General features: G+C 44.6%; 18 protein-coding genes and 1 tRNA gene. 5 read left to right on the plus strand and 14 right to left on the minus strand.

Annotation, left to right across the window (positions count from 1 at the left end; translation table 11 throughout):
- The first annotated feature begins 153 nt into the window (after window positions 1-153).
- Window positions 154-229, plus strand: a tRNA-Thr gene (locus AB5123_RS11645).
- 209 nt (window positions 230-438) lie between these two features.
- Here AB5123_RS11645 and AB5123_RS11650 read toward each other — a convergent pair.
- The 11 genes from AB5123_RS11650 to iorA all read right to left on the minus strand — a co-directional run bounded on the left by AB5123_RS11650 (window position 439) and on the right by iorA (window position 16091).
- Window positions 439-1923, minus strand: a complete 1485-nt coding sequence (locus AB5123_RS11650) for a glutamate synthase subunit beta (RefSeq protein WP_368364856.1) — start codon at window positions 1921-1923, stop codon at window positions 439-441.
- Between the two features lie 77 nt (window positions 1924-2000).
- Window positions 2001-6542: a glutamate synthase large subunit gene (gene gltB, locus AB5123_RS11655; RefSeq protein WP_368364857.1), complete on the minus strand. Its 4542-nt coding sequence runs from the start codon at window positions 6540-6542 to the stop codon at window positions 2001-2003.
- 366 nt (window positions 6543-6908) lie between these two features.
- Window positions 6909-7547 (minus strand): M15 family metallopeptidase, encoded by a 639-nt coding sequence (locus tag AB5123_RS11660; RefSeq protein ID WP_278340150.1) that lies wholly within the window; start codon window positions 7545-7547, stop codon window positions 6909-6911.
- A gap of 53 nt (window positions 7548-7600) precedes the next feature.
- Entirely contained in the window at window positions 7601-9151 is a 1551-nt protein-coding gene (locus AB5123_RS11665) for a L,D-transpeptidase family protein (protein WP_337811969.1), read from the minus strand.
- 221 nt (window positions 9152-9372) lie between these two features.
- Entirely contained in the window at window positions 9373-10569 is a 1197-nt protein-coding gene (locus AB5123_RS11670) for a transglutaminase-like domain-containing protein (protein ID WP_337811968.1), read from the minus strand.
- Window positions 10570-11111: 542 nt separating this feature from the next.
- Window positions 11112-11282 carry a DUF362 domain-containing protein gene (locus AB5123_RS11675; protein ID WP_117878416.1) on the minus strand — a complete coding sequence of 57 codons (171 nt, stop codon included), beginning with the start codon at window positions 11280-11282 and terminating at the stop codon, window positions 11112-11114.
- A gap of 155 nt (window positions 11283-11437) precedes the next feature.
- On the minus strand, window positions 11438-11872 hold the full coding sequence (locus AB5123_RS11680) for an ACT domain-containing protein (RefSeq protein WP_022287478.1): 435 nt from the start codon (window positions 11870-11872) through the stop codon (window positions 11438-11440).
- An 18-nt stretch (window positions 11873-11890) separates the two neighbouring features.
- Window positions 11891-13198: a phenylacetate--CoA ligase family protein gene (locus tag AB5123_RS11685; protein WP_278643261.1), complete on the minus strand. Its 1308-nt coding sequence runs from the start codon at window positions 13196-13198 to the stop codon at window positions 11891-11893.
- Between the two features lie 64 nt (window positions 13199-13262).
- A complete protein-coding gene (locus AB5123_RS11690) occupies window positions 13263-13760 on the minus strand; it encodes an HD domain-containing protein (protein ID WP_337811967.1) in 498 nt (165 codons plus the stop codon).
- Window positions 13760-14335 (minus strand): indolepyruvate oxidoreductase subunit beta, encoded by a 576-nt coding sequence (locus tag AB5123_RS11695; RefSeq protein ID WP_046441561.1) that lies wholly within the window; start codon window positions 14333-14335, stop codon window positions 13760-13762. Before AB5123_RS11695 ends, AB5123_RS11690 begins: the two co-directional genes overlap by 1 nt.
- A gap of 28 nt (window positions 14336-14363) precedes the next feature.
- Complete coding sequence (gene iorA, locus AB5123_RS11700; protein WP_022287482.1) at window positions 14364-16091, minus strand: indolepyruvate ferredoxin oxidoreductase subunit alpha; 1728 nt, start codon at window positions 16089-16091, stop codon at window positions 14364-14366.
- A gap of 441 nt (window positions 16092-16532) precedes the next feature.
- Between iorA and AB5123_RS11705 the strand changes: the two genes are divergently transcribed.
- From AB5123_RS11705 to AB5123_RS11720, 4 genes are read left to right on the plus strand one after another with little or no spacing between them, the layout of a single operon-like run.
- Window positions 16533-17774, plus strand: a complete 1242-nt coding sequence (locus AB5123_RS11705; protein ID WP_337811966.1) for a galactokinase family protein — start codon at window positions 16533-16535, stop codon at window positions 17772-17774.
- 13 nt (window positions 17775-17787) lie between these two features.
- Complete coding sequence (locus AB5123_RS11710) at window positions 17788-18324, plus strand: hypothetical protein (protein ID WP_022287484.1); 537 nt, start codon at window positions 17788-17790, stop codon at window positions 18322-18324.
- A gap of 18 nt (window positions 18325-18342) precedes the next feature.
- Window positions 18343-19011, plus strand: coding sequence for a tRNA (guanosine(46)-N7)-methyltransferase TrmB (gene trmB / locus AB5123_RS11715; RefSeq protein ID WP_256322344.1), 669 nt, complete (start codon window positions 18343-18345; stop codon window positions 19009-19011).
- Window positions 19011-19505 (plus strand): hypothetical protein, encoded by a 495-nt coding sequence (locus AB5123_RS11720; protein WP_256322345.1) that lies wholly within the window; start codon window positions 19011-19013, stop codon window positions 19503-19505. The genes trmB and AB5123_RS11720 overlap by 1 nt, the downstream gene beginning before the upstream one ends.
- Before the next feature lie 107 nt (window positions 19506-19612).
- Here the strand turns inward: AB5123_RS11720 and ilvC are convergent, their stop codons facing one another.
- The 3 genes from ilvC to ilvB all read right to left on the minus strand — a co-directional run bounded on the left by ilvC (window position 19613) and on the right by ilvB (window position 22948).
- Window positions 19613-20638 carry a ketol-acid reductoisomerase gene (gene ilvC, locus AB5123_RS11725; RefSeq protein WP_041337504.1) on the minus strand — a complete coding sequence of 342 codons (1026 nt, stop codon included), beginning with the start codon at window positions 20636-20638 and terminating at the stop codon, window positions 19613-19615.
- Between the two features lie 68 nt (window positions 20639-20706).
- Window positions 20707-21204, minus strand: coding sequence for an acetolactate synthase small subunit (gene ilvN, locus AB5123_RS11730; RefSeq protein WP_022287490.1), 498 nt, complete (start codon window positions 21202-21204; stop codon window positions 20707-20709).
- Between the two features lie 118 nt (window positions 21205-21322).
- Window positions 21323-22948: a biosynthetic-type acetolactate synthase large subunit gene (gene ilvB / locus AB5123_RS11735; protein ID WP_117893677.1), complete on the minus strand. Its 1626-nt coding sequence runs from the start codon at window positions 22946-22948 to the stop codon at window positions 21323-21325.
- Window positions 22949-23155 lie beyond the last annotated feature (207 nt).

A 23155-nucleotide genomic window follows, 5' to 3' on the forward strand; every position in this document is an offset into this window, starting at 1 on the left:
TTTATTTTATCAGATTTTTGCCTATCTCTCTTTTCTTTTTTCTTAATTTTGTCCAATATCTATTGTAGCACTACAGGAATAGAGTAAAAAAGTTGTAAAAAGGGCTTGACAAAGCGGCAGAGATAGTGTATAATATATTACTGTAATTGGTTTGCTGCTATGGCTCAGTAGGTAGAGCACGTCCTTGGTAAGGACGAGGTCACCGGTTCAAGCCCGGTTAGCAGCTCCAGCAAAACAGCTATTAAATTGCGTAAATGCGTGGTTTGATAGCTGTTTTTGTTTTGTGTGATGTTCTGTGATATTTCTTAAAAATTTACGATAAGGGACTATGTAGTGGAACATAGATTATGATGTCAAAGCTTTTTCCCCTGCCACGATACCCTACACACAAAAAACACCGCCCGAACTCCTCGGACGGTGTTATATTTTTACCTCGTATTACAGATTTGTATACTCCATAAGGTTCTTATCCACCTCACGGGCAACATCTCTGCCCTCTCTGATAGCCCATACTACAAGTGACTGTCCTCTGCGGACATCGCCTGCGGCAAAGACGTTCTTCACGTTCGTCTGATGTGTGCCGTCGGCTGTTGCGATATTCGTTCTGCCGTCTACCTCGACGCCAAAAGCCTTTGTGAGATAGCTTTCAGATCCCAGAAAGCCTGCCGCAATAAGCACAAGCTCGGTTTCTACCTTGTATTCGCTGCCCTCAACAGGCTTCATTATCGTTCTGCCTGACTTAGGGTCTTTCTCTGGGGAGAGCTTTACAAGCACTGCGCCCTTAAGATTGCCCTTTTTGTCTTTGAGAAACTCCTTGACAGTTGTCTGATAAACTCTCGGGTCATGACCGAACACACCGATGGCTTCCTCCTGACCGTAATCTGTCTTGCAGACCATTGGCCACTGCGGCCATGGGTTGTTCTCAGCTCTCGTGTCAGGAAGCTTTGGCATCATTTCAAGCTGCAAAACGCTCTTTGCGCCATGTCTTACGCTTGTACCAACACAGTCATTTCCTGTATCTCCGCCGCCTATTACCATGACGTTCTTGCCCTTTGCGGAAATATGGTTTTTATCCGTAAGACCGCCGTTCAGCAGCGCCTTAGTTGTGGATTTCAGAAAATCCACTGCAAAATAGATACCCTTTGCATCTCTGCCCTCGGCTTTGATATCTCTAGGGTTTGAAGCACCACAACAAAGTATTACTCTGTCGAAGTCATTGAGAAGCTCAGCCGCTGTGATATCCTTGCCCACATTAACGCCTGTGCGGAACTCGATGCCCTCTTCTTTCATTATGTTTATCTTGCGCTCGATTATCTGCTTTTCAAGCTTCATGTTCGGTATGCCGTACATAAGCAGACCACCCACTCTGTCCTCACGCTCGAAAACTGTTACACTGTGACCTCTCTGATTGAGCTGGTCAGCGGCAGCAAGACCTGACGGACCTGAGCCTATAACAGCGATAGTCTTTCCTGTTCTTACCTTTGGCACTCTTGCTGAAGCATATCCGCAGGCATAAGCATTTTCGATAATGCCGTATTCGTTAGCCTTTGTGGTAACAGCGTCGCCATTAGCTCCGCAGGTGCAGGCTTTTTCGCAAAGTGCAGGACAAACTCTTGATGTGAACTCAGGAAAATTGTTCGTCATATGAAGTCTGTAATATGCCTGCTCCCAGTTGCCCTTGTATATAAGGTCGTTCCATTCAGGGATAAGATTGTTAAGCGGACAGCCTGAAAATGCGTTGCCTATCTTCATTCCTGCCTGACAGAACGGCACACCGCAGTCCATACATCTTGCTCCCTGCTTTTGCTGCTCCTCCTTTGAAAGAGGAGTGTGAAATTCATTAAAATTCTTTATACGTTCCTCAACGGAGAACGCTGCTGCGTCCTCACGCTTATAGTCCATAAAACCAGTTGGCTTTCCCATATCTCAACTATACTTGCTTTCACAGCAAGTATATCCTCCTTTCGATTTTAAAAGTACAATATCTCATGTGCGCAGGCTTACTGCTTGCCGTTGATGATCTGATAGAATGCTTCTATCTGCGCCTGATCGCTACTCATACCCTTTTCTTCCATTGAAGCTATAGCAGACATCATCTTCTTGTAATCGTGAGGGATTATCTTCTTAAACTTAGGCAGATATTCCTCAAAGTCATCAAGAATACGCTTGCCCTTTTCAGAGCCTGTTGCGTCAACGTGCTGCTGGATAAGGTCTTTGAGCTGAATGATATCGTACTTCTCCTTGACCTCAGAGAAAAGTACCATTTCCTTGTTGAGTCTTGTGTAAAGGTGTCTGTCCTCGTCAAGAACGTAAGCTACACCGCCTGACATACCTGCCGCAAAGTTTTTGCCCGTCTTGCCGATAACTACCACACAGCCGCCTGTCATATACTCACAGCCGTGGTCGCCAACGCCCTCGACAACTGCCACTGCGCCTGAGTTTCTTACGCAGAAACGCTCGCCTGCAACACCGTCGATGAACGCCTTACCGCTTGTTGCGCCGTAAAGTGCAACGTTACCGATAATGATATTGTCCTCGGCTTTGAAAGTGGAATCCTTCGGAGGATAAACAACGAGCTTACCGCCTGAAAGTCCCTTTCCGAAATAATCGTTAGAGTCGCCCACAAGCTCGAGGGTCAAGCCGTTCGGGATAAATGCGCCGAAGCTCTGTCCGCCTGAGCCGTTGCAGACTATCTTGTATGTATCGTCAGCAAGTGTGTTATAATACTTTCTTGTTATCTCTGAGCCGAAGATAGTACCGAATGAACGGTCTGTGTTCTTGACATTTACTGTGATAGACTTCTTCTCACCACTCTTAAGATTTTTCTCGAACTCCTTCATGAGCACCTTTTCATCAAGAGTGTTTTCAAGCTTGAAGTCATACTTGGATTTCTTGTTGTATTCTACCTTTTCTGAAACGTAATCAGAGTTGATGATATTAGAAAGGTCAACTTGTGCCGCAGTGCCTGTGATACCAGCCTTTGGCTTGATAAGGTCAATTCTTCCCACAAGCTCGTCAACTGTTCTTACGCCAAGCTTTGACATATATTCTCTAAGCTCGGAAGCCACGAATATCATAAAGTTCATTACATATTCAGGCTTGCCAGGGAACTTCTTTCTAAGCTCCGGGTTCTGTGTTGCAACACCAAATGGGCAAGTATCAAGATTACATACTCTCATCATTGCACAGCCGAGTGTTATCAGCGGAGCTGTTGCAAAGCCGAACTCCTCTGCGCCAAGGATCGCTGCGATAACAACATCACGGCCTGTCATGAGCTTGCCGTCTGTTTCGATAACGACCTTGTTTCTAAGACCGTTCTTGATAAGGGTCTGATGTGCTTCTGCAAGTCCAAGCTCCCATGGAAGTCCTGCATTGTAGATAGAGTTTCTCGGAGCCGCACCTGTACCGCCGTCATAGCCTGAGATAAGGATAACACCTGCGCCTGCCTTTGCAACGCCTGCTGCAACTGTACCAACACCGCACTCAGAAACGAGCTTTACAGAAATTCTTGCGTTCTTGTTTGCGTTTTTCAGGTCATAGATAAGCTGAGCCAAGTCCTCGATAGAGTAGATATCGTGGTGTGGCGGAGGTGAGATAAGCGACACGCCAGGTGTGGAGTGTCTTGTTTTAGCTATCCATGGATAAACCTTTTTGCCAGGAAGATGTCCGCCCTCGCCTGGCTTTGCGCCCTGTGCCATTTTTATCTGTATCTCATCAGCAGATGTGAGGTATCTTGAAGTTACACCGAAACGTCCCGAAGCCACCTGCTTGATAGCTGAACATCTGTCCTCAGAAGTACCCTTTGTGAGAAGTCTGTCAAGGCTCTCACCGCCCTCGCCTGAGTTTGACTTGCCGTGAAGTCTGTTCATTGCGATAGCAAGTGCTTCATGAGCTTCCTGAGAGATAGAGCCGTAGGACATAGCGCCCGTCTTAAATCTTCTTACAATAGAGTCAACGCTCTCAACTTCCTCCAGCGGAACAGGATTTTCAGCAAAGTTGAAATCCATAAGACCTCTGATGTTCACAGGGTCCATTTCCTCAGAGATAAGCTTTGAATACTTCTTGTATGTTTCATAGTCGCCAGTCCTTGCAGCCTGCTGGAGCAGGTAGATAGACTGAGGATTGTAGAGATGCTCCTCCTTGCCGCTTCTGAACTTGTGGCTTCCTCTTGATTCAAGCTCTGTGTCTGTGCCAAGTCCAAGAGGGTCAAAGGCTGATGTATGAAGTCTGTCAACGTTCTTCTCGATGTCAGATATTGTGATACCGCCTATCCTGCTGACAGTGCCGGTGAAGTATTTGTTTATAACGTCCTGACCGATACCGATAGCCTCGAATATCTGTGAGCCTTGATATGACTGTATAGTAGAGATACCCATTTTTGAAGCTATCTTTACGATACCATGGAGAACAGCCGCATTATAATCGTCAACAGCGGCATAGTAATCCTTATCGAGAAGGTCGTCAGCAATAAGCTCGTGGATAGTTTCCTGAGCAAGATAAGGGTTGATAGCGGAAGCACCATAGCCAAGCAGTGTTGCAAAGTGATGAACTTCTCTAGGCTCGCCGCTTTCGAGGATAATAGCAAGAGATGTTCTCTTCTTTGTAACAACAAGGTGCTGATGAAGTGCTGATACTGCAAGCAGTGACGGGATAGCAAGGTGGTTCTCGTCAACTCCCCTGTCTGAAAGGATAAGGATATTTGCGCCCTCGCTGAACGCCTTGTCTGCTTCTATATAAAGTCTGTTTATAGCCTTTTCAAGTCTTGTGTTCTTATAATAAAGTATAGGGATAACAGCTACCTTAAAGCCAGGAATGTGCATATTCTTTATTTTAAGGATATCTGTTGAGGTAAGGATAGGGTCGTGTATCTTCATTACCTTGCAATTTTCAGGCTTTTCTTCAAGAATGTTGCCGTCCTCGCCAATATAGACAGTTGTGGAGGTAACTATTTCCTCTCTGATAGCGTCTATAGGCGGATTTGTTACCTGTGCAAAGAGCTGTTTGAAGTAGTTGAACAGTGGCTGAGGCTCTTTTGAAAGCACCGCAAGCGGGCTGTCTGTACCCATAGCGGCAATAGACTCAGAGCCGTTCTTTGCCATTGGCAGGATAGATGTCATAACGTCCTCATAGGTATAGCCAAAAGCTTTCTGAAGTCTTTGTCTTTCCTCGTAGCCGTGTTCCTCTACCTTGATGTTTGGTATCTTAAGGTCTTTAAGTCTGACAAGGTTGCTGTCAAGCCACTCGCCGTAAGGCTGCTTTGAAGCATAGTATTCTTTAAGCTCGTCATCGTCGATAACTCTGCCCTGAACAGTATCAACAAGAAGCATTTTGCCTGGGCGAAGTCTTTCCTTTTCAACGATATTGTCTGACGGGATAGGAAGTGCGCCAACCTCAGATGAAAGGATAAGATTGCCGTCCTTTGTGATATAATATCTTGACGGACGCAGACCGTTTCTGTCAAGCACTGCACCCATGATATCTCCGTCAGAGAAAAGGATAGAAGCAGGTCCGTCCCATGGCTCCATCATAGTTGCATAATACTGATAGAAGTCTTTCTTAGCCTGACTCATCGTGCCGTTGTTATCCCATGGCTCAGGGATCGTTATCATGACAGCCAGTGGCAGATCCATTCCACTCATGACCAAAAATTCAAGTGTGTTGTCGAGCATTGCAGAGTCAGAGCCTTCTGTGTTTACAACAGGTGTGACCTTATCAAGGTCGCCCTTCAAATGCTCAGACTTCATCGTTTCCTCACGAGCGAGCATTTTATCAGCATTGCCTCTGATAGTGTTTATCTCACCGTTGTGAACGATCATTCTGTTAGGATGCGCCCTCTGCCAGCTTGGGTTTGTGTTGGTAGAAAATCTTGAATGTACCATAGCGATAGCAGACTCGTAGTCCTTATCCTGAAGGTCAGGGAAGAACTTTCTGAGATCCTGCACAAGGAACATTCCTTTATATACTATAGTTCTGCTTGAAAGCGATACAACGTAGGTGTCCTCATTTGACTGCTCGAACACACGTCTTGCAACATATAGCTTGCGGTCAAAGTCAAGGCCCTTTTTAACGCCCTTTGGACGCTTGATGAAGCACTGCATTATGGCAGGCATACACTCGACAGCTCTCTTGCCAAGCACCTCAGGCTTTGCAGGAACGACTCTCCAGCCAAGGATCTCCAAACCCTCTTTTTCGGCGATTATCTCAAACATCTTCTTTGCCTGATTTCTCGCAAGCTCGTTCTGTGGGAAGAAGAACATACCAACGGCATAATCTCTCTCCTCGCCAAGCGTGATTCCAAGCTCTGCGGCAGCGATCTTCTTGAAGAATTTATGTGAGATCTGAAGCAGGATACCTACTCCGTCACCTGTTTTGCCCTCTGCGTCCTTACCAGCACGATGCTCAAGCGTTTCAACGATAGTCAGCGCATTTGCAACAGTATCGTGGCTCTTTTTGCCCTTAATGTTCACAACAGCACCTATTCCGCAGTTATCATGCTCGAATTTCGGTGAATACAGGCTTTTTACATTAGTCATATCCTCCATGCGTTCCATTTTTATCACCCTTTCCTGCCAAACTGTAAAAAATTATAGCTTATCGTTCAGCAACGTATGTTATTTCACGGCTCATAGCCGATTTTTAGCTGTTTTTAACAAAAAAATTTGCAGGAAGAAATTAAAATCCTGCAATCCTGCATAAGTGCAAACAAACTCAAAGCGTGGTTTTTCGCACAAATGCAAGAAAATAGCCTTTTGTCGTCTTTTCCGACGGCTTAATCATTATAACACACATTACAGCAAAATGCAAGAGCGAATGATAAAACTTGCATAAATTCATTATTAATTTTTAGTTAATCGGTATACATATATAACTTATGATTTCATATTGCTTTCCTAGGTAAACCTTGCAAACTAACGTAACAACGCTCTTTTCAGCTTATTTACAGCCATTTTCAGTGGAGAATCGTACTCTTTGTAAAAATGCTGATAATCCTTAGAATTGTTCCAGTCGCCACCCCATTTCCAGCCATGACGCCTGAAAATGCAATAGCAAAGGTCCGTTCTGTCAATCTTGTGATCAAAAGCCTTGTCACGGTCTGCATACTCTGTAGCATTGGCAGGCATGACCTTATTCCCCACTATATAAGGATTTATAAGAGGGTTTATGTCTATCGCCCTGCCGTAGCTGTGAGCCGAAATAGTGTTGGTACCAGCCACCACCCTATAGTTGAAGGCAGAGGAATTGTTATCCGCCATTGACCTTTCATCATCAGCGTCATACTCGTCCACGAGCCTGATTTTTTCTATCTCATAACCGCCCTCGAAAAGCTCATAGAAGATATCCAGAACCTCCTGTGCAAGCTTCCTCGCCACGATAAGCTCCCCCGACTGCACCTTATGCTCAAAGTCATAATATCTCACACGCAGATAGGCAAGGTCGCCCAGCTTCACATAGGGATTTTCCTTATAGGAAACGCCTTTGATACGCTCTATCACCTCGTTTGGAAGCTCCTCAGCCGTAAAGCCCTCTCTGTATAATATCTTTTCCATAAAAAACACTCCTTACAAAAAGCGGTCAAGGCATGATACCTTGACCGTCCTTATTATTTATCCGCAGACTTGTAGTACATAACAACAGGCGTACCGTAAGGCACGTTGTCATAAACATATTTGGCGTCATCATAGCTCATATTTATACAGCCGTGAGAGCCGTTGTATTTGTATATCTCACCGCCGAAATATCCGCCTCGCCACGTTGAATCGTGAAGACCTATTCCGCAGAGAGAAACGTTGTTCCAGAAGTTGCACTTTGTATCCCACTCGTCGCCGTCGGCATTTGTGTCTTTCATACGCTTGTTGGTCTCCTTTGACCACAGCTTATAAACACCAGGGAGAGTTGTTCTCGCCTCAGATGTGGTCTGACCTGAAACTATATAGGTATCGAGCTTTTTCTTGCCCTTTTCATAATACCACAAGTGCTGGTCGGTAAGGTCTATCTCAATATAAGTGTCGCCTATATCATCGTCCTTGCTTCTCGCAGACTCAACGCCTGTAAAGTCAAAATAACCGGTACTGTAATAGATAGGGTCTACCTTGTCAACGCTCTCGCCCTTTTCAAGCATATCCACAAGATCGTCACAAGTCTTTTCCTGATCTATCCACCAGCCGTATTTAGCATCAGAGCTTGTCGGCACGATTATGTCGCCCTGCAAAGTGGCGTGGAATTTTCTCTTAGTATTATATGTATCATACTTCTTTGCGAGCTTTTCCACATACTCCATGGCTTTCTTTCTATCCACAGTGTAGCTTCCGTCATCTTTGAGCTTTATGATCTTCATAAGCTCCTCGCCCGTGAGAGTTTCTGTGGTGTAGTCAAAATCGTATGTGACAGAAAGCTGGAAAACATCATTTCGTTTCTTGCAATCGTCCTCAAGGTCTGCGCTCTTCACCTTTGGAAGGGAATAACAACCTGTGTCCTTGTCAAGCTCAACGCTAAGCTCACCTGATGCCACGCTTTGCGTAACATAAGCTTCAAGCTTTTTCATATCGGTTATCTTGTTTCCCTGCACCTCAGGGGTGATAACATAAGCCGTCTTATCCTCGTTAAGACCAAGCTTTGCGTCGGCAGTTTCAACATCGCCCCAGTTTGCTTTCTCCACAAGCTTCTGAAGCTTCTCAACATCAAATGTGATGTCCTCATTAAAGCTATAGGTGGAGTTCTGTATAAATCCAGAGAACCATGTTTTTCTGTTCACGCTGTCATAGATCTTCTGAAGCTCGTCCTTGCCGCTTAGTCTGTAATCAAAATCAGCCGTCTTGAAAACAACAGGCGTGCCGTCGATAGTTTTGACCGTAAGCTCATAAGGCATATCGTTCACCCCGAGCAGGTCGCAAGCCTGTTCAAATGTCCTTCCGCCCACGTCAATGCCATTCACTGTTGTGCCGCTCAGAAATCTGTTGCTATAGTAAGCTCTTCCAATGAAATATCCTCCGCCCACAACTATTATGATAGCCGCTGCTGCAGTGCCGCAGATAATGCCGATATTGTTGCGTTTTTTCTTTCTTTTCTTATTCTTTGACGAACCTTTGACAGAGCTGTTTTTCTTCACTGATGTCGCAGGCTTTTTCGTTATCTTTGTGGAATTTTCCGTCATCAATTATCCTCCTGTACAAAATGACGTTCGGCATTTGCCGACAATGTATCAAGAATAATTATATCATGCTTTCTTCCTTTTGTCTATAGGATAAGCAGAAAAATTTGTCACAAAAAGAATGCCGGATATTCTCATTTAATGTACAAATAAACGTACTGCAAGCAAGCTACACGCAAACACAGTAAAAAAATATCGGGCAGATAACTCCACCCGATACAATATCAATCTTTTATATACTTGCCCTTGACCTCGCTGTAGGTCTTGCAGAAGCGGTCATGGGAGATATACGCTCCCCAGCTCATGTTATCGTCCACCTGAGGGTCCATAACATATACCTGACCGTTTATCGTTACCTCCACCCACATATGATAGCCGTAACCGCCTGCCGCCATAGCAGTCTTGCCGTCAACGGTCTTTGCGTCAAAGCCTATGTAGCCAAGCATTGCGGCGTAAACGTAAGAATATTCTGTGCAAGTGCCGTAACCGTCCTCAAGAACAGCCTTGACAGGATTTGCCCAGCCGCCGTAATCATAGACCGTGTTCTTTATAATATAATCGTAGCAAGCCACAGCCTTTTCGTAATTTGTCATATCATCTGATATTATCTTATTGAGATATTTCAGAAGTATCTTTTCTTCCTTTGCGCCGAGCGTCGCCTTTGGATCAAGCACAGCAGAATTAAGTCGCTGTGCAGGGGTCTTGCCGTTGTCGACAACAGGCGCAGTGGTTGTAGTTGTAACAGGCTTTTTAGTTGTTGTCACCTTAGCGGTGGTGGTCTTTTTCTTGGTAGTAGTCACCGCAGGCGTTGTGGTCGTAACAGGGGCAGTTGTTGTCTTTGCAGTGGTAGTAGTTTTTGCAGTAGTAGTTTTCACTGTTGTAGTCTTTTTTGTAGCCTTTGAGGCAACAGTATCGCTGTCAGTAGTGCTGACAGGGGCGGAAGTAACAGCAGAAACCTTTGTTTCAGACTTTGAAGCCTGCTGAGTTTTCTTTGTCACAAGGCTTACTGATATGCTAAGCTTTGTGTCAGCGGAAGTCACGCTCTGCACTGCGGTCACTGACGCTGGCTTCTGTGATATTACAGAGGTCGTTACGCTCTCTGATCTCAAAGCTGTTTCGGAAGCTGACTTTGTTGTTTCGCTTTTTGCAGTTTTTACAGCCTTTACAGCCTCGGTCTGAGAATTTTTCGCAGTTTCCTTGACGGCTGATGTTGTAAGAACAGTTGTGATATCCCCGATCTGCTCAGATGTTTCCTTGTCAGAAACAGCAGAAATGACCTTTGCATTTTCAGGCGGCATGACCGCACATGGCTGGATAACGTTTTTATCAAGTGTCGCAAAAGTCACAGCAGATACTGTCACAACTCCGCAGGCAGAAAGCACAGCCACACAGCGGGATATTCCCGACTTCAAATAACCCAATTCAGAACGCTCCTTTCAAACGTGATAAACTACACCATATTATAATGAATAAGGTTACAAAAGTCAAGGGGCATTGTAATCAAATTGTAATTTTCAAGCCGTTTTTTCACTCGTTTATGAAGTTTATATGAACGTTAAGTTACAACCATTGTACATTTTATATCCCAGGAATGACAATAAGGGTTCTATTTTTATCACTTTTAACAAATTTCGCAAAACTTTTATTAATAATACCGAAAAACGGACACCTGCGTTACAAAAGCCCATATTTTCCACGATATTTTACATATCTATCCACAAAATCACCCACGCAAAAAAAGAACGCTGACACAAGCCAGCGTTCCCTTTTTGAAGTATATGAAGTATATATGGAGAAAAAAGTATATGTGTAAATTTCATCTTTTTGTCTTTCTCTTATTGTATTTATATGATACTCCGCCAATGTGACAGTTTTATGATAATGTGCTGAAAACTAATACACAAAAAACAAGTGCAAAAAAACGCCTGCCATATGACAGACGTTTTCTCTTAGTTTAAGTAAATTACTCAGCCTGAGGTGCTCCTACAGGGCAAGTACCTGCACAAGAACCGCAGTCGATGCACTCGTCAGCGTTAATAACACACTTACCATCAGCCTCGGAGATAGCTCCTACTGGACATGCGTCCATGCAAGCGCCGCAGCCGATGCACTCATCACTAATCTTATAAGCCATTTTCACAGACCTCCTTGCATAAATTCTACAAGTATCATATCAAATACTATACTTATATAATAACACATTTTCTGAAAAAATCAAGAGGTTTTCGGCATTTCATAAAAATTTCACATAGATTTTAAGTGATTTTTCGGTTAGTATTCACTAATCAGCTAGATGCTTGCCAATTCCTGCTGTGAGATAAGTGCAAATCCTGCTTCACTCAAAGCTTCCAGAGCGGCTGTAACGTTCTCCACTCTAAGGATAAGATAAGCCGTGTTTTCCTTAGTGTTTATAAATGCAGAATACATATACTCAACGCTGATGTTGTCATTGTAGAGAGCTTTCATTGCTTCTGAAAGTCCGCCTGGGCGGTCATTTATCTCCACTGCAAGCACCTGAGTGGTGGTAACGGAAAAGCCCTCTGTTTTCAAGGCTGAAACTGCTTTTTCAAAATCGTCAACGATAAGTCTGAGAATACCGAAATCCTTTGTGTCAGCAAGGGACATTGCACGGATATTCACATCATTATCCCCAAGTATTTTTGTAACGGCAGACAATCTGCCAGGTCTGTTTTCAATAAAAACCGAAAGCTGTTTTACTGTCATAAAATTACCCCCTGTCTTTTAGACAAGCTTTCTCTTGTCGATAACTCTTACTGCCTTGCCCTCAGAACGTGGAATGCTCTTTGGCTCAACAAGTCTTATCTTCGCCTTGATGCCAAGGATATTATGGATATCGTTGGATATCTTCTTTTCAAGATCCTCGATAGACTTGACAGTATCAGAGAACATATCGTCATTAAGCTCGACTCTTATCTCGAAAGTATCAGAATTGTTCACCCTGTCTACGACTATCTGATAGTTAGGGCTTGCCTTTGATATCTTAAGAAGCACTGACTCTATCTGCGATGGGAACACGTTTACACCCTTAATGATGAGCATATCGTCGCTTCTGCCCATTGGCTTGCACATTTTGACGAGAGTTCTGCCACATGAGCATTTCTCTCTTGTAAGAATACAAATATCTCTTGTTCTGTATCTCAGCAGAGGAAAAGCTTCCTTTGTGATACTTGTGAATACAAGCTCGCCCTTTGAGCCTTCAGGAAGCACCTCTCCTGTGTCAGGGTCGATTATCTCTGCGATAAAGTTGTCCTCATTGATGTGCATACCAGACTGTGCTTCGCACTCGAAAGCTACGCCAGGACCGCTTGTTTCTGTCAGACCATAGATATCGTAAGCCTTGATACCAAGAAGACTCTCTATCTCGTGACGCATTTCATCTGTCCAAGGCTCAGCACCGAAGATACCAGCTTTGAGTGTAAGATCTTCTGGCTTTATGCCCATTTCCTTTACAGTTTCACCTATATAAGCGGCATATGACGGAGTACAGCACAGGATAGTAGAACCTAGATCCTGCATGAACTGTATCTGTCTTTCTGTGTTTCCTGATGACATCGGCAGAGTAAGACAGCCCACCTTATGAGAGCCGCCGTTAAGACCTGCTCCGCCTGTAAAAAGTCCATAGCCATATGCAACGTGGCAAACGTCGTCTTTTGATCCGCCTGCGGCAACTATAGCTCTTGCACAGCAATTTTCCCAAAGGTCGATATCATGCTGAGTGTAGAAAGCCACAACTCTCTTGCCTGTGGTTCCGCTTGTGGAATGTATTCTCACGCACTCTGAAAGCGGCTTTGCAAGCAGACCGTAAGGATAAGCCTCACGCAGATCAGCCTTTGAAAGGAACGGCAGCTTGTGCAGGTCCTCAATGCCGTGGATATCATCAGGCGTTACGCCCTTTTCTTCCATAAGCTTCTTGTAGTATGGCACATTGTCCCAGACGTGCTTGACCTGCTTGACAAGTCTTTCGCTCTGGAGCTTTTTCATGTCCTCGTGCGCCATGCACTCGATCTCTTCGTTCCAATATTTTCCCATTGGAACACACCTCCTGTTAAAATGGTTTCGGTCATATTACTCGGGTATCAACTTTGCACAAGTATCATACGCCGTACATTTCTTCAAGCATCTTAATGCCTGTTTTCGTTTTGAACACCTTGTCACGGAAGCTTTTTATGCTCTCTTTGGAAAGGCTGTCCTCGAAAGCGTTCACAAGGAAATCTGCTTCCAAGAGTATCTGCCAGTCAAGCCCCTGGGCGCCCTCATAGGTGTGATGATGTGCGATAAGAAAGCACACCCTGTCTATGATATCCTCGTCAAAGTCAAGCTCTCTGAGCATTTTTTGTGCAGGCTCAGGGCCTAGCTGCTCCTGCAATTTGCCTCCGCAGTGACCCTTTCCGTATCTCTCCTCCGCAGGCTTTATGCCGATATCATGCACCGCTGACGCAACATCAAGACAATACATAGTGCGGATATCAAGTCCCTCTGCCCTGCCGATAACACGGGCAAAGGTATGTACCTTTATAAAGTGCTGTATACGTTTCGGGTCGCCAGCGAAAAACTCGGTCATTTTTATGATAAGACCGCTTATCTCGTCCATTATTTTACCTCTCTGCCGAGAGCGAACGCCTTCTTGTTCAGTTCAAGGAACTTTGCAGGAACGCACTGCTCAAGAGCCTTCTGCCATACGTCCTCATCAAAAGCCATTTTAGTTGACACAACGCCCATGAGAACAACGTTTGAAGCCTTTGCAGTACCAGCCTGCTCCGCAAGTGCCAGTGCGTCAACAGCGATAACGTCAACGCCCTCTGCTTTAAGCTTGCCTATGATATCCTCAGGATAAACAGCCGCACCTGTGATAACAGGCATTGGGTCTATCTGCTGAGTTGAAGTGATGATATGTCCGCCCTTCTTGAGATATGAAACATATCTTGCGGCTTCAAGCTGTTCAAAGCTGATGATGATATCAGCTTCGCCTTTTTCAACTACAGGCGAGCATACCTCGCTGCCGTACTTAACGTATGTAACAACAGAGCCGCCACGCTGGCTCATTCCGTGTACCTCGCTGACCTTGACATCAAAGCCCTGTGAGAGAAGCACGTTTCCTATTATTCTTGACGCAAGCAGTGAACCCTGTCCGCCTACGCCCACTATCATAATTGATCTTGTTTTCATTATTTACACCTCGAAATATATGTTATCATTAGTCGCATATCGCACCCAGCTTACACATTTCCTTGCATATGCCGCAGCCTACGCACTGTGTATGGTCGATAACGCACTTGCCGTCATGGATAGATATAGCAGGACAGCCTATCTTCAGGCACTGCTTACAGCCAACGCACTTATCCTTGTTTACCTTGAGCGGTGGATTGTGCTTTACATATTTAAGAAGTGCGCATGGACGTCTTGAAATAATAACGCTTGGTTCTTCCTTGGCAAGCTCTTCCTTGATAACAGCCTCTGTTTCAGCCATGTGATATGGGTCAACGACTCTTACGCTCTTGATACCAAGTGAATGGCAGAGCATTTCAAGGTCAACGGCATAAGCAGGGTCGCCCTTAAGGTTTTTACCGGTTGTAGGGTTCTGCTGATGACCCGTCATACCTGTGATAGAGTTATCGAGAATGATAACAGTTGAATTTGTGGAGTTATATGCAACGTTCACAAGACCTGTCATACCGCTGTGCATGAATGTAGAGTCACCGATAACGGCAACAGACTTCTTCTCAGCCTCTGCACCTCTTGCCTTGTTAAATCCGTGAAGTCCGCTGATAGAAGCACCCATGCAGATAGTTGAATCCATAGCACAAAGCGGTGCTGTTGCGCCGAGAGTGTAACAGCCGATATCGCCTGATACCATAACGCCCAGCTTATGCAGGCAATAGAACAGACCTCTGTGAGGACATCCCGGACACATAACAGGAGGTCTTACAGGCACGTTATCCTCAAATGTGATATACTCAGGCTTCTCGCCAAGTATCTTTTCAGCAACGATAGTCTGTGATATCTCGCCCATAAGGCTGAAAAGCTCCTTGCCGATAACGTTCACACCGTTCTTCTTGCAATGTGTTTCGATAACATCGTCAAGTTCCTCGATTACATAGACCTTTTCGCACTTTGCGGCAAAGTCCTTTATTATCTGAATTGGCATTGGGTTTACGATACCGAGTTTGAGATATGAAGCCTTGTCGCCAAGTGCTTCCTTTGCATACTGATATGAGATACCGCTTGTGATAACGCCTATCTTTGTATCGTTCATCTCTACCTTGTTGAGTGGTGAAGTTTCGGCATAATCAGCGATAGCTTTCATTCTTGCCTCAACAACAGGGTGACGGCGGATAGCGTTACCAGGCATCATAACATACTTCTGGATATTCTTTTCATATGGGATATTCTCCCTTTCCTCTCTCTCGCAAAGCTCAACAGCTGACTGAGAGTGAGAAACTCTGGTGGACAGTCTTACGATAACAGGAACATCGAACTTTTCAGAAAGCTCGAAAGCAGCCTTAGCAAACTCCTTGCACTCTCCTGAATCGGAAGGCTCTATCATCATTGTCTTAGAAGCGATAGCATGGTGACGTGAATCCTGCTCGTTCTGTGACGAGTGCATACCAGGGTCATCGGCGACAGCTATTACCATACCTGCCGTTACGCCTGTGTAGCCTGCTGTGTAAAGAGGGTCAGCAGCAACGTTAAGACCAACGTGCTTCATTCCGCAGAAGCTTCTTGCACCGCCTATAGAAGCACCAAGAGCCACTTCCATTGCCACCTTTTCATTAGGCGCCCACTCAGCATATACCTCGTCATATTTTGCAACAGCTTCTGTTATCTCAGTTGACGGAGTACCAGGGTAAGATGATACAACCTTACAGCCTGCCTCATACAGACCTCTTGCAAACGCCTCGTTTCCAAGCATTAGTTTTTTCATACAATAAATCTTTCCTTTCACTGCACCGACCATTTTTTCGTGGTCGGTAGAAATAAACAATAATTAAAATAGACACAAGTAATTATACCACAAATTTCACCAAAATGCAACAGCTTTTTTGATTTAAAGCACCAATAGAGTGTTATAAAAAGTTTGCTTACAGCAATTTTGTCAGTTTGCATAAAATATCAAGGGAGCTTCTGTGCAAAAATTCACCTATAGGCACACTTGGCACACATACACGCACACATGAAACGTGCAGCGCACGTTTTGAATGAAAAAAAATAAATCGCCGCCAGGCGATACCATAATTCCTCATTCCTCACTCCTCATTCCTCATTCTTACCTCCTCACTTGTTAAAAAAATTGTACTTGAAAAAAGAGCATAAATGTTGTATAATAACAAAGTATACTTATATTTACGTTCGGAGGATATACATAATGAAAAAATACACACTTGACGAGGTCTACACTGCCGATATGACAGTGTTTCAGAGAGAAAGATATAGCAAAGTTGCAGATGAATTTAAAAAGCTTTTCGGTGAAAAGCCAACTGCTTTCTTCTCAGCTCCAGGCAGAACTGAGGTAGGCGGCAACCACACCGACCACAACTTCGGCTGTGTTCTTGCGGCAGGCGTTTCACTCGACGTTATTGCCGCTGTCGCTCCTGACAACGAAGAGAACGTTATTACAATAAAGTCCGAGGGCTTCCCAATGGACACTGTGAACGTTGATGACGACACTATCTACGAGGAGCAGAAAAACACATCTGCGGCACTTATAAGAGGTATGTCCGCAGGCTTTAAGAAGAATGGTCACAATGTCGGGGGCTTCAAGGCTTATGCTACTTCAAACGTGCTCAAAGGCTCTGGACTTTCTTCATCTGCGGCTTATGAAGTGCTTATCGGCACTATTCTCAATGGTCTTTACAACGAGGGCGAGGTTTCTGCTGTGGAAATAGCTCAGATAGCTCAGTTTGCGGAAAATGTATATTTTGGCAAGCCGTCAGGTCTTATGGACCAAATGGCTTCATCAGTAGGCGGATTTATCACTATCGACTTTGCTGACGAAAAGCACCCTGTTATCAACTCTGTAAAGTTCGATTTCACAAAAAGCGGTCACGCACTGTGTATCGTTGACACAAAGGGCAACCACGCCGACCTCACACCTGAGTATGCGGCTATCCCTGCGGAAATGAAGTCTGTTGCGGCTTTCTTTGGCAAAAAGGTGCTGAGAGAGATAACAAAGGAACAGCTTCTTGAAAACATCTGTGCCGTTAGAGAAAAGTGCAGTGACAGAGCTGTGCTTAGAGCGCTCCACTTCTTTGACGATAACGAGAGAGTTGGCAAGGAAGCTTCCGCACTTTCAGAGGGCGACTTTGACGCTTTCCTGAGCCTTATCAATGAATCAGGAGATTCATCATTCAAATATCTTCAGAACATCTATGCTTCTTCTGCCCCAAACGAGCAGGGTCTTTCACTGGCTTTGTATCTTGCAAAGCAGGCTCTTGGCGGTGAGGGTGCTTGCAGAGTTCACGGCGGTGGCTTTGCAGGAACTATCCAAGCGTTCGTACCTGAAAAGAAGCTTGAAGCTTTCAAAGCTGAAATGGAGAGAGTATTCGGTGAAGGCTCATGCTATGTGCTGTCCATAAGACCTGTTGGCGGCGTGCAGATCGACCTTTAATATAGGAGTTGTCATGAAAAATCCATTTGCAGGCTTAAAGAAGAAGCAGGTGAAGTTGCAGTTTTCCACCTGCGGAGAGATAATGATAGACGGACTTCCCTTTGCTTTCGGAGTGGAGAGTGCAGGGAAAGCGTCAGACAAAGGACTTTGCGTTTCGATATCCGGTGAAGCTGTCAATGACGGACGTGTTACCTTTTCAAACCTTGAATACTACGAAAACCATGGCGGAAAGATAACCCTTGTGAAGCATGGCTTTTCACTTGTCACCAAAAAGGACGGCAAGAAAATTTATCAGGCGAAGTTTACCAAAATACCTATCACCGAAAAGGACACCTCAGTGCTTTTCAGAAAGCTCACCGAGGAAGAGGTCGTCCAACGGCTCAACTGCGAGATAGCTTTTAAGGTGACCCCTCATTTCAGCGGTGAGGACACACCCGAAGTCATGCTCACAGTTTATCCTTATGAAAATATGCTCACAGGGTCGGCTGTGCAGTGGCTAAAGGTCACGTCTGACAAGGACTATTTTCTGCACAAATATTCTAATAAATAACAGGAGAGTTTATCCCATATGAGAATGAGAAGAAAGAAAAATCTTGAGGCACGTCTTGAAGCCTGCGGAGATTATATTTTATATCTTGACCGTGACGAGAAGAATTTTCAGGACAAATCAAACAAACAGCTTATTGACTTTGAGAAGATCTTCGGAAACAGCGATCCCCTTGTGCTGGAGATAGGCTGTGGTAAGGGTCAGTTTGCAAGAGAGATAGCAAAGAGAAACCCTGACAAGAATTTCCTTGCAGTAGAAAAAAGCAGTAACGTTATAGTTGACGCCGCACAAATGGCTATAGACAAGGGCATACCGAACCTGAGATTTGCAAGGGGCGAGGCTGAATATCTGGATTGCTTTATCCCTGAAAAGTCAGTAGAGTGTATCTACCTTAACTTTAGCTGTCCGTATCCTAAAAATACATATGCACGTCATAGGCTCACATACCGAGCTTTTCTTGAAATATACAGACGTATTCTTGTGGACAAAGGCGAGATATACCAAAAGACCGACAATATGCACTTCTTTGAGTTCTCCTTGGAGGAGTTCTCTGCGGCAAATTACGGACTTAAAAACATTTCTCTCGACCTTCACAACAGTGGCTTCGAGGGCAATATCGTAACGGAATATGAGAAGAAATTCTCAGACATGGGTATGCCTATCTACAGATTGGAGGCGTTTGTAAAATAATGAGCAAACAGATAAACCCCGTTATAAACGAAGAGGACATCGGCACTGACGGCAAGCTTCGCAAATGGTCAACAGGCAGAAAAGCCAAGTGGATAATTTGGATAGTCGTTATTCTTGCAGTAGCCCTCGGCTTCTGGCATCAGCACTATATGCGCTCCGACAGCCAGATAAAAGCCGTTTTCAATGACAATAAGGCTAACTTTCAGACCACTGCGGAATTTATGATAGAAAGCATTTCATGCGAAAAGCCGACACTGCCAAAGGGCAAATGCTCCATTAAATCGCTCACTGAAAACAATGCCTGCAAGTCTGTGAAGAAAGAGCTTGAGGAGCTTGAGCGCAGGAACGTTACATACATCGACAGCGACGGCTTGACAGTGAAATTCTATACCATTTATGACCATTACTATATTTACCGCTCACCCATAAGCTCATCAGGGGGCGAAGATAACCTCGGCAATGGCTGGTCATATGTTAAAACAAGCAAAAGCTGATTTTTTATGGACGAAAAAAATTTTTTCGTCCATTTTTTCTTTAAACAAAAAAGAACGACCTGCACTGCAAGTCGTTCTCTTTTTATGCAATAATATTTATCTGCAAATTAGTTGTTGATGAGCTTCTCGTCATCATTGTTCCAGCTGTAGAGCTTTCTGATCTCCTTACCAACCTTCTCAGAAGGATGCTCAGCGTGGAGCTTTCTCATAGCCTTGAAGTGTACCTGTGAACCTGCGTCAGACATATCAAGGAGGAAGTCCTTAGCGAATGTACCGTCCTGAATGTCAGACAGAACCTTCTTCATAGCCTTCTTAGTGTCCTCAGTAACGATCTTTGGACCTGTGATGTAGTCGCCGTACTCAGCTGTGTTAGAGATAGAATATCTCATGCCCTCAAAACCTGACTGATAGATAAGGTCAACGATGAGCTTCATCTCATGGATACACTCAAAGTATGCGTTTCTTGGGTCATAACCAGCTTCACAAAGTGTTTCAAAACCAGCCTGCATAAGTGCGCAAACACCACCGCAGAGAACAGCCTGCTCACCGAAGAGGTCTGTTTCTGTTTCTGTTCTGAATGTTGTCTCAAGAACACCTGCTCTTGCTCCGCCGATACCAAGTGCATATGCAAGTCCGATATCCTGTGCGTTGCCTGTTGCGTCCTGCTCAACTGCGATAAGGCAAGGTGTACCCTTACCAGCCTGGTACTCAGAACGTACTGTGTGACCAGGAGCCTTAGGTGCGATCATGATAACGTTAACGTTCTTTGGTGGTACGATGCAGCCAAAGTGAATGTTAAAGCCGTGTGCGAATGCAAGAGTCTTACCCTCTGTGAGGTATGGCTCGATAGATTTCTTATAAAGTGCAGCCTGCTTCTCATCAGGAATAAGGATCATGATGATGTCAGATGTCTTTGCAGCTTCCTCAGTTGTCATAACTGTAAGACCCTGCTGCTCAGCCTTTGCCCAGCTCTTAGAACCTTCGTAAAGACCTACTACTACGTCAACACCGCTCTCCTTAAGGTTGAGTGCATGAGCGTGACCCTGTGAACCGTAACCGATAATGGCAACTCTCTTACCCTTGAGTACGTTAATGTCGCAATCCTGCTGATAGAATATTCTTGCCTGTGCCATTGTTAATTCCTCCAAATTCAGAAATTTAAGATTTATTTTATGTAGCCTTTCGGCTATATAATCAAAGTTTATTTGCCTGCATTGAATGTGTCAGAGCCTTTCTCTATTGCGATAGTGCCTGTTCTTACCATTTCGATTATTCCGTAAGGTGCTATGACCTCCTCAAATCTGCAAAGGTGAGCGTAAGTGTCGCAAAGCTCCAATGTCATCGTCGTAAGCGTTATATCCATGACCTTAGCCCCTGTGATATCCGCAATAGTCATTATCTCACTGCGTCTGTTTGCGACCGCAGACACCTTGACTATCATAAGCTCTCTTGCGAGATACTCATTAGCCTCAAATGTCTTTACCTTGATGACCTCTATAAGCTTATTGAGCTGTTTCTCGATCTGCTCAACTGTATGCTCGTCACCGTCAGCAACTATCGTTATTCTTGAAACGTCAGGGTCATGAGTTGGACCTACTGCAAGGCTCTCGATATTGAACCCACGTCTTGAAAACAGTCCGGAAATTCTTGATAGAACACCGCTGTGGTTTTCTACAAGAACTGAGATCGTATGTTTCATAAATCAACCTCCATAAGGAAACCTTTCCTTGATTCTTTATTATACCAGCTTATTATTAAGATTTTTTGAACGTAAACGCTATATACTGTAAACGCTACAGATAGTTAAAATATTAGCCTTATAATGTTGGCATATCCTTATCCACAACGACTTCAACAAGGCAAATGCCTTTATGTTCAGCAAGCATTTCCACGCCCTTTTCCATAGTATCATCGTCATAAACTCTCATTGCAGGTATGCCATAAGCTTCTGCAAGCTTGATAAAGTCAGGAGAGCCGTCAAGAAAAACTGCTGTCTGTCTGTCATGATAGCCATTTGTCTGAAGTTCTCTTACCATGCCAAGGCGGTTGTTGGTCATTACTACCACCTTTATATCAACGCCGAACTGAACGGCTGTTGCAAGCTCCATGAACGACATCTGAAAAGCTCCGTCACCGCATATAGCAACTGTTGCTCTGCTGTTGTCAGCCATTTTTGCACCTATTGCCGCAGGCACAGAATAGCCCATCGTACCCATGCCGCCTGAGGTAAGAAGTCTGCCCTCTTTGCGGAACTTATATTCAGTGCAGGTCCATATCTGATTTTGTCCAACGTCTGCCACAACAGTAACATTGGCAGGCATTTTCTTTGCAAGCCTGTCGATAAACACCCTCGGATTTACAGTACCCTTTGCAGGCTCAACATACTTTCTCTCGCCCCCAAGGGTCTTGATGTGAGCTATCCACTCATCGTGCTTCATAGGCTTTGCAAGCTCCGTCATTTGCTGTAAAACAAGCTTTGCGTCGCCAACGAGAGGCAGGTCAGCACCGATATTCTTGCCTATCTCCGCAGGGTCGATATCTATATGTATTATCTTAGTAGTTTTCTCCAGAGCCAAAGGTGTTTTAACGGCTCTGTCGCCAACTCTTGCGCCCACAAGGAACAGCACGTCGCACTCGTTCACAGCGGCGTTTGCCATTTTAACACCGTGAGTTCCTATCATGCCGCAGAAAAGCTGGTCGTCATCAGGGAAAACAGAAATGCCCATCATAGTTGTGATAACAGGTATCTGCATAAGGTCGGCAAGCTCTCTTATCTCGTTCTCAGCGTGAGCGGCAAAAACACCTCCGCCAATACAGATAAGCGGCTTCTCAGCCTCTTCCAACGCCGCCATTACACGCCTTACCTGAACGTAGTTGCCCTTTGTGGTAGGCTTATAGCTTCTTATCTCGCACTTTTCAGGGTACTCAAAGTCGATAACAGCTTTCTGAACGTCCATAGGGATATCTATAAGCACAGGACCCGGTCTGCCCGTGCCTGCGATATAGAAAGCCTCTTTGAACACTCTCGCAGTGTCCTCAGGGTTTTTGAGAAGATAGCTGTGCTTAACGAACGGCTCAGCCGAGCCTGTAATGTCAGCCTCCTGAAAAACGTCAGAGCCTATCTGGTCGGTATTCACCTGACCTGTTATGCACACGATAGGTATAGAATCCGCATAAGCGGTAGCAATTGCAGTAATAAGATTGGTTGCACCCGGACCCGATGTAGCGATACAGACCGCAGGCTTACCTGAAATTCGTGCATAGCCGTTAGCCGCATGACCACCGTTAGCTTCCTGTCTCACAAGCACCTGCCTGATGTCGTTTTCAGCATCCAGCAAAGCGTCATAGAAAGGACAGATAGCAGCTCCGGGATAGCCAAAGACGACTTTTACGTTCTCAGCTTTCAAACATTCAACCATAGCCTGACTTACAGTCATCTTCATAATAAAGTCGCCTCCATAAAAAATTTTCTGTATAAATTATCATATAAAGTGATAAAACATACAAAGCTGTGATTTATTATACCATATTTATAAGATTTCGTCAAGTATCGTTAGCATACGAAGGAATATTTATGTGTAGTGCTACAATAGATATTGGACAAAATTAAGAAAAAAGAAAAGAGAGATAGGCAAAAATCTGATAAAATA

The sequence above is a fragment of the Ruminococcus sp. RTP21204st1_B2_RTP21204_210225 genome (assembly GCF_040914135.1).
GTDB classification, from domain to species: Bacteria; Bacillota; Clostridia; order Oscillospirales; family Ruminococcaceae; genus Hominimerdicola; species Hominimerdicola aceti.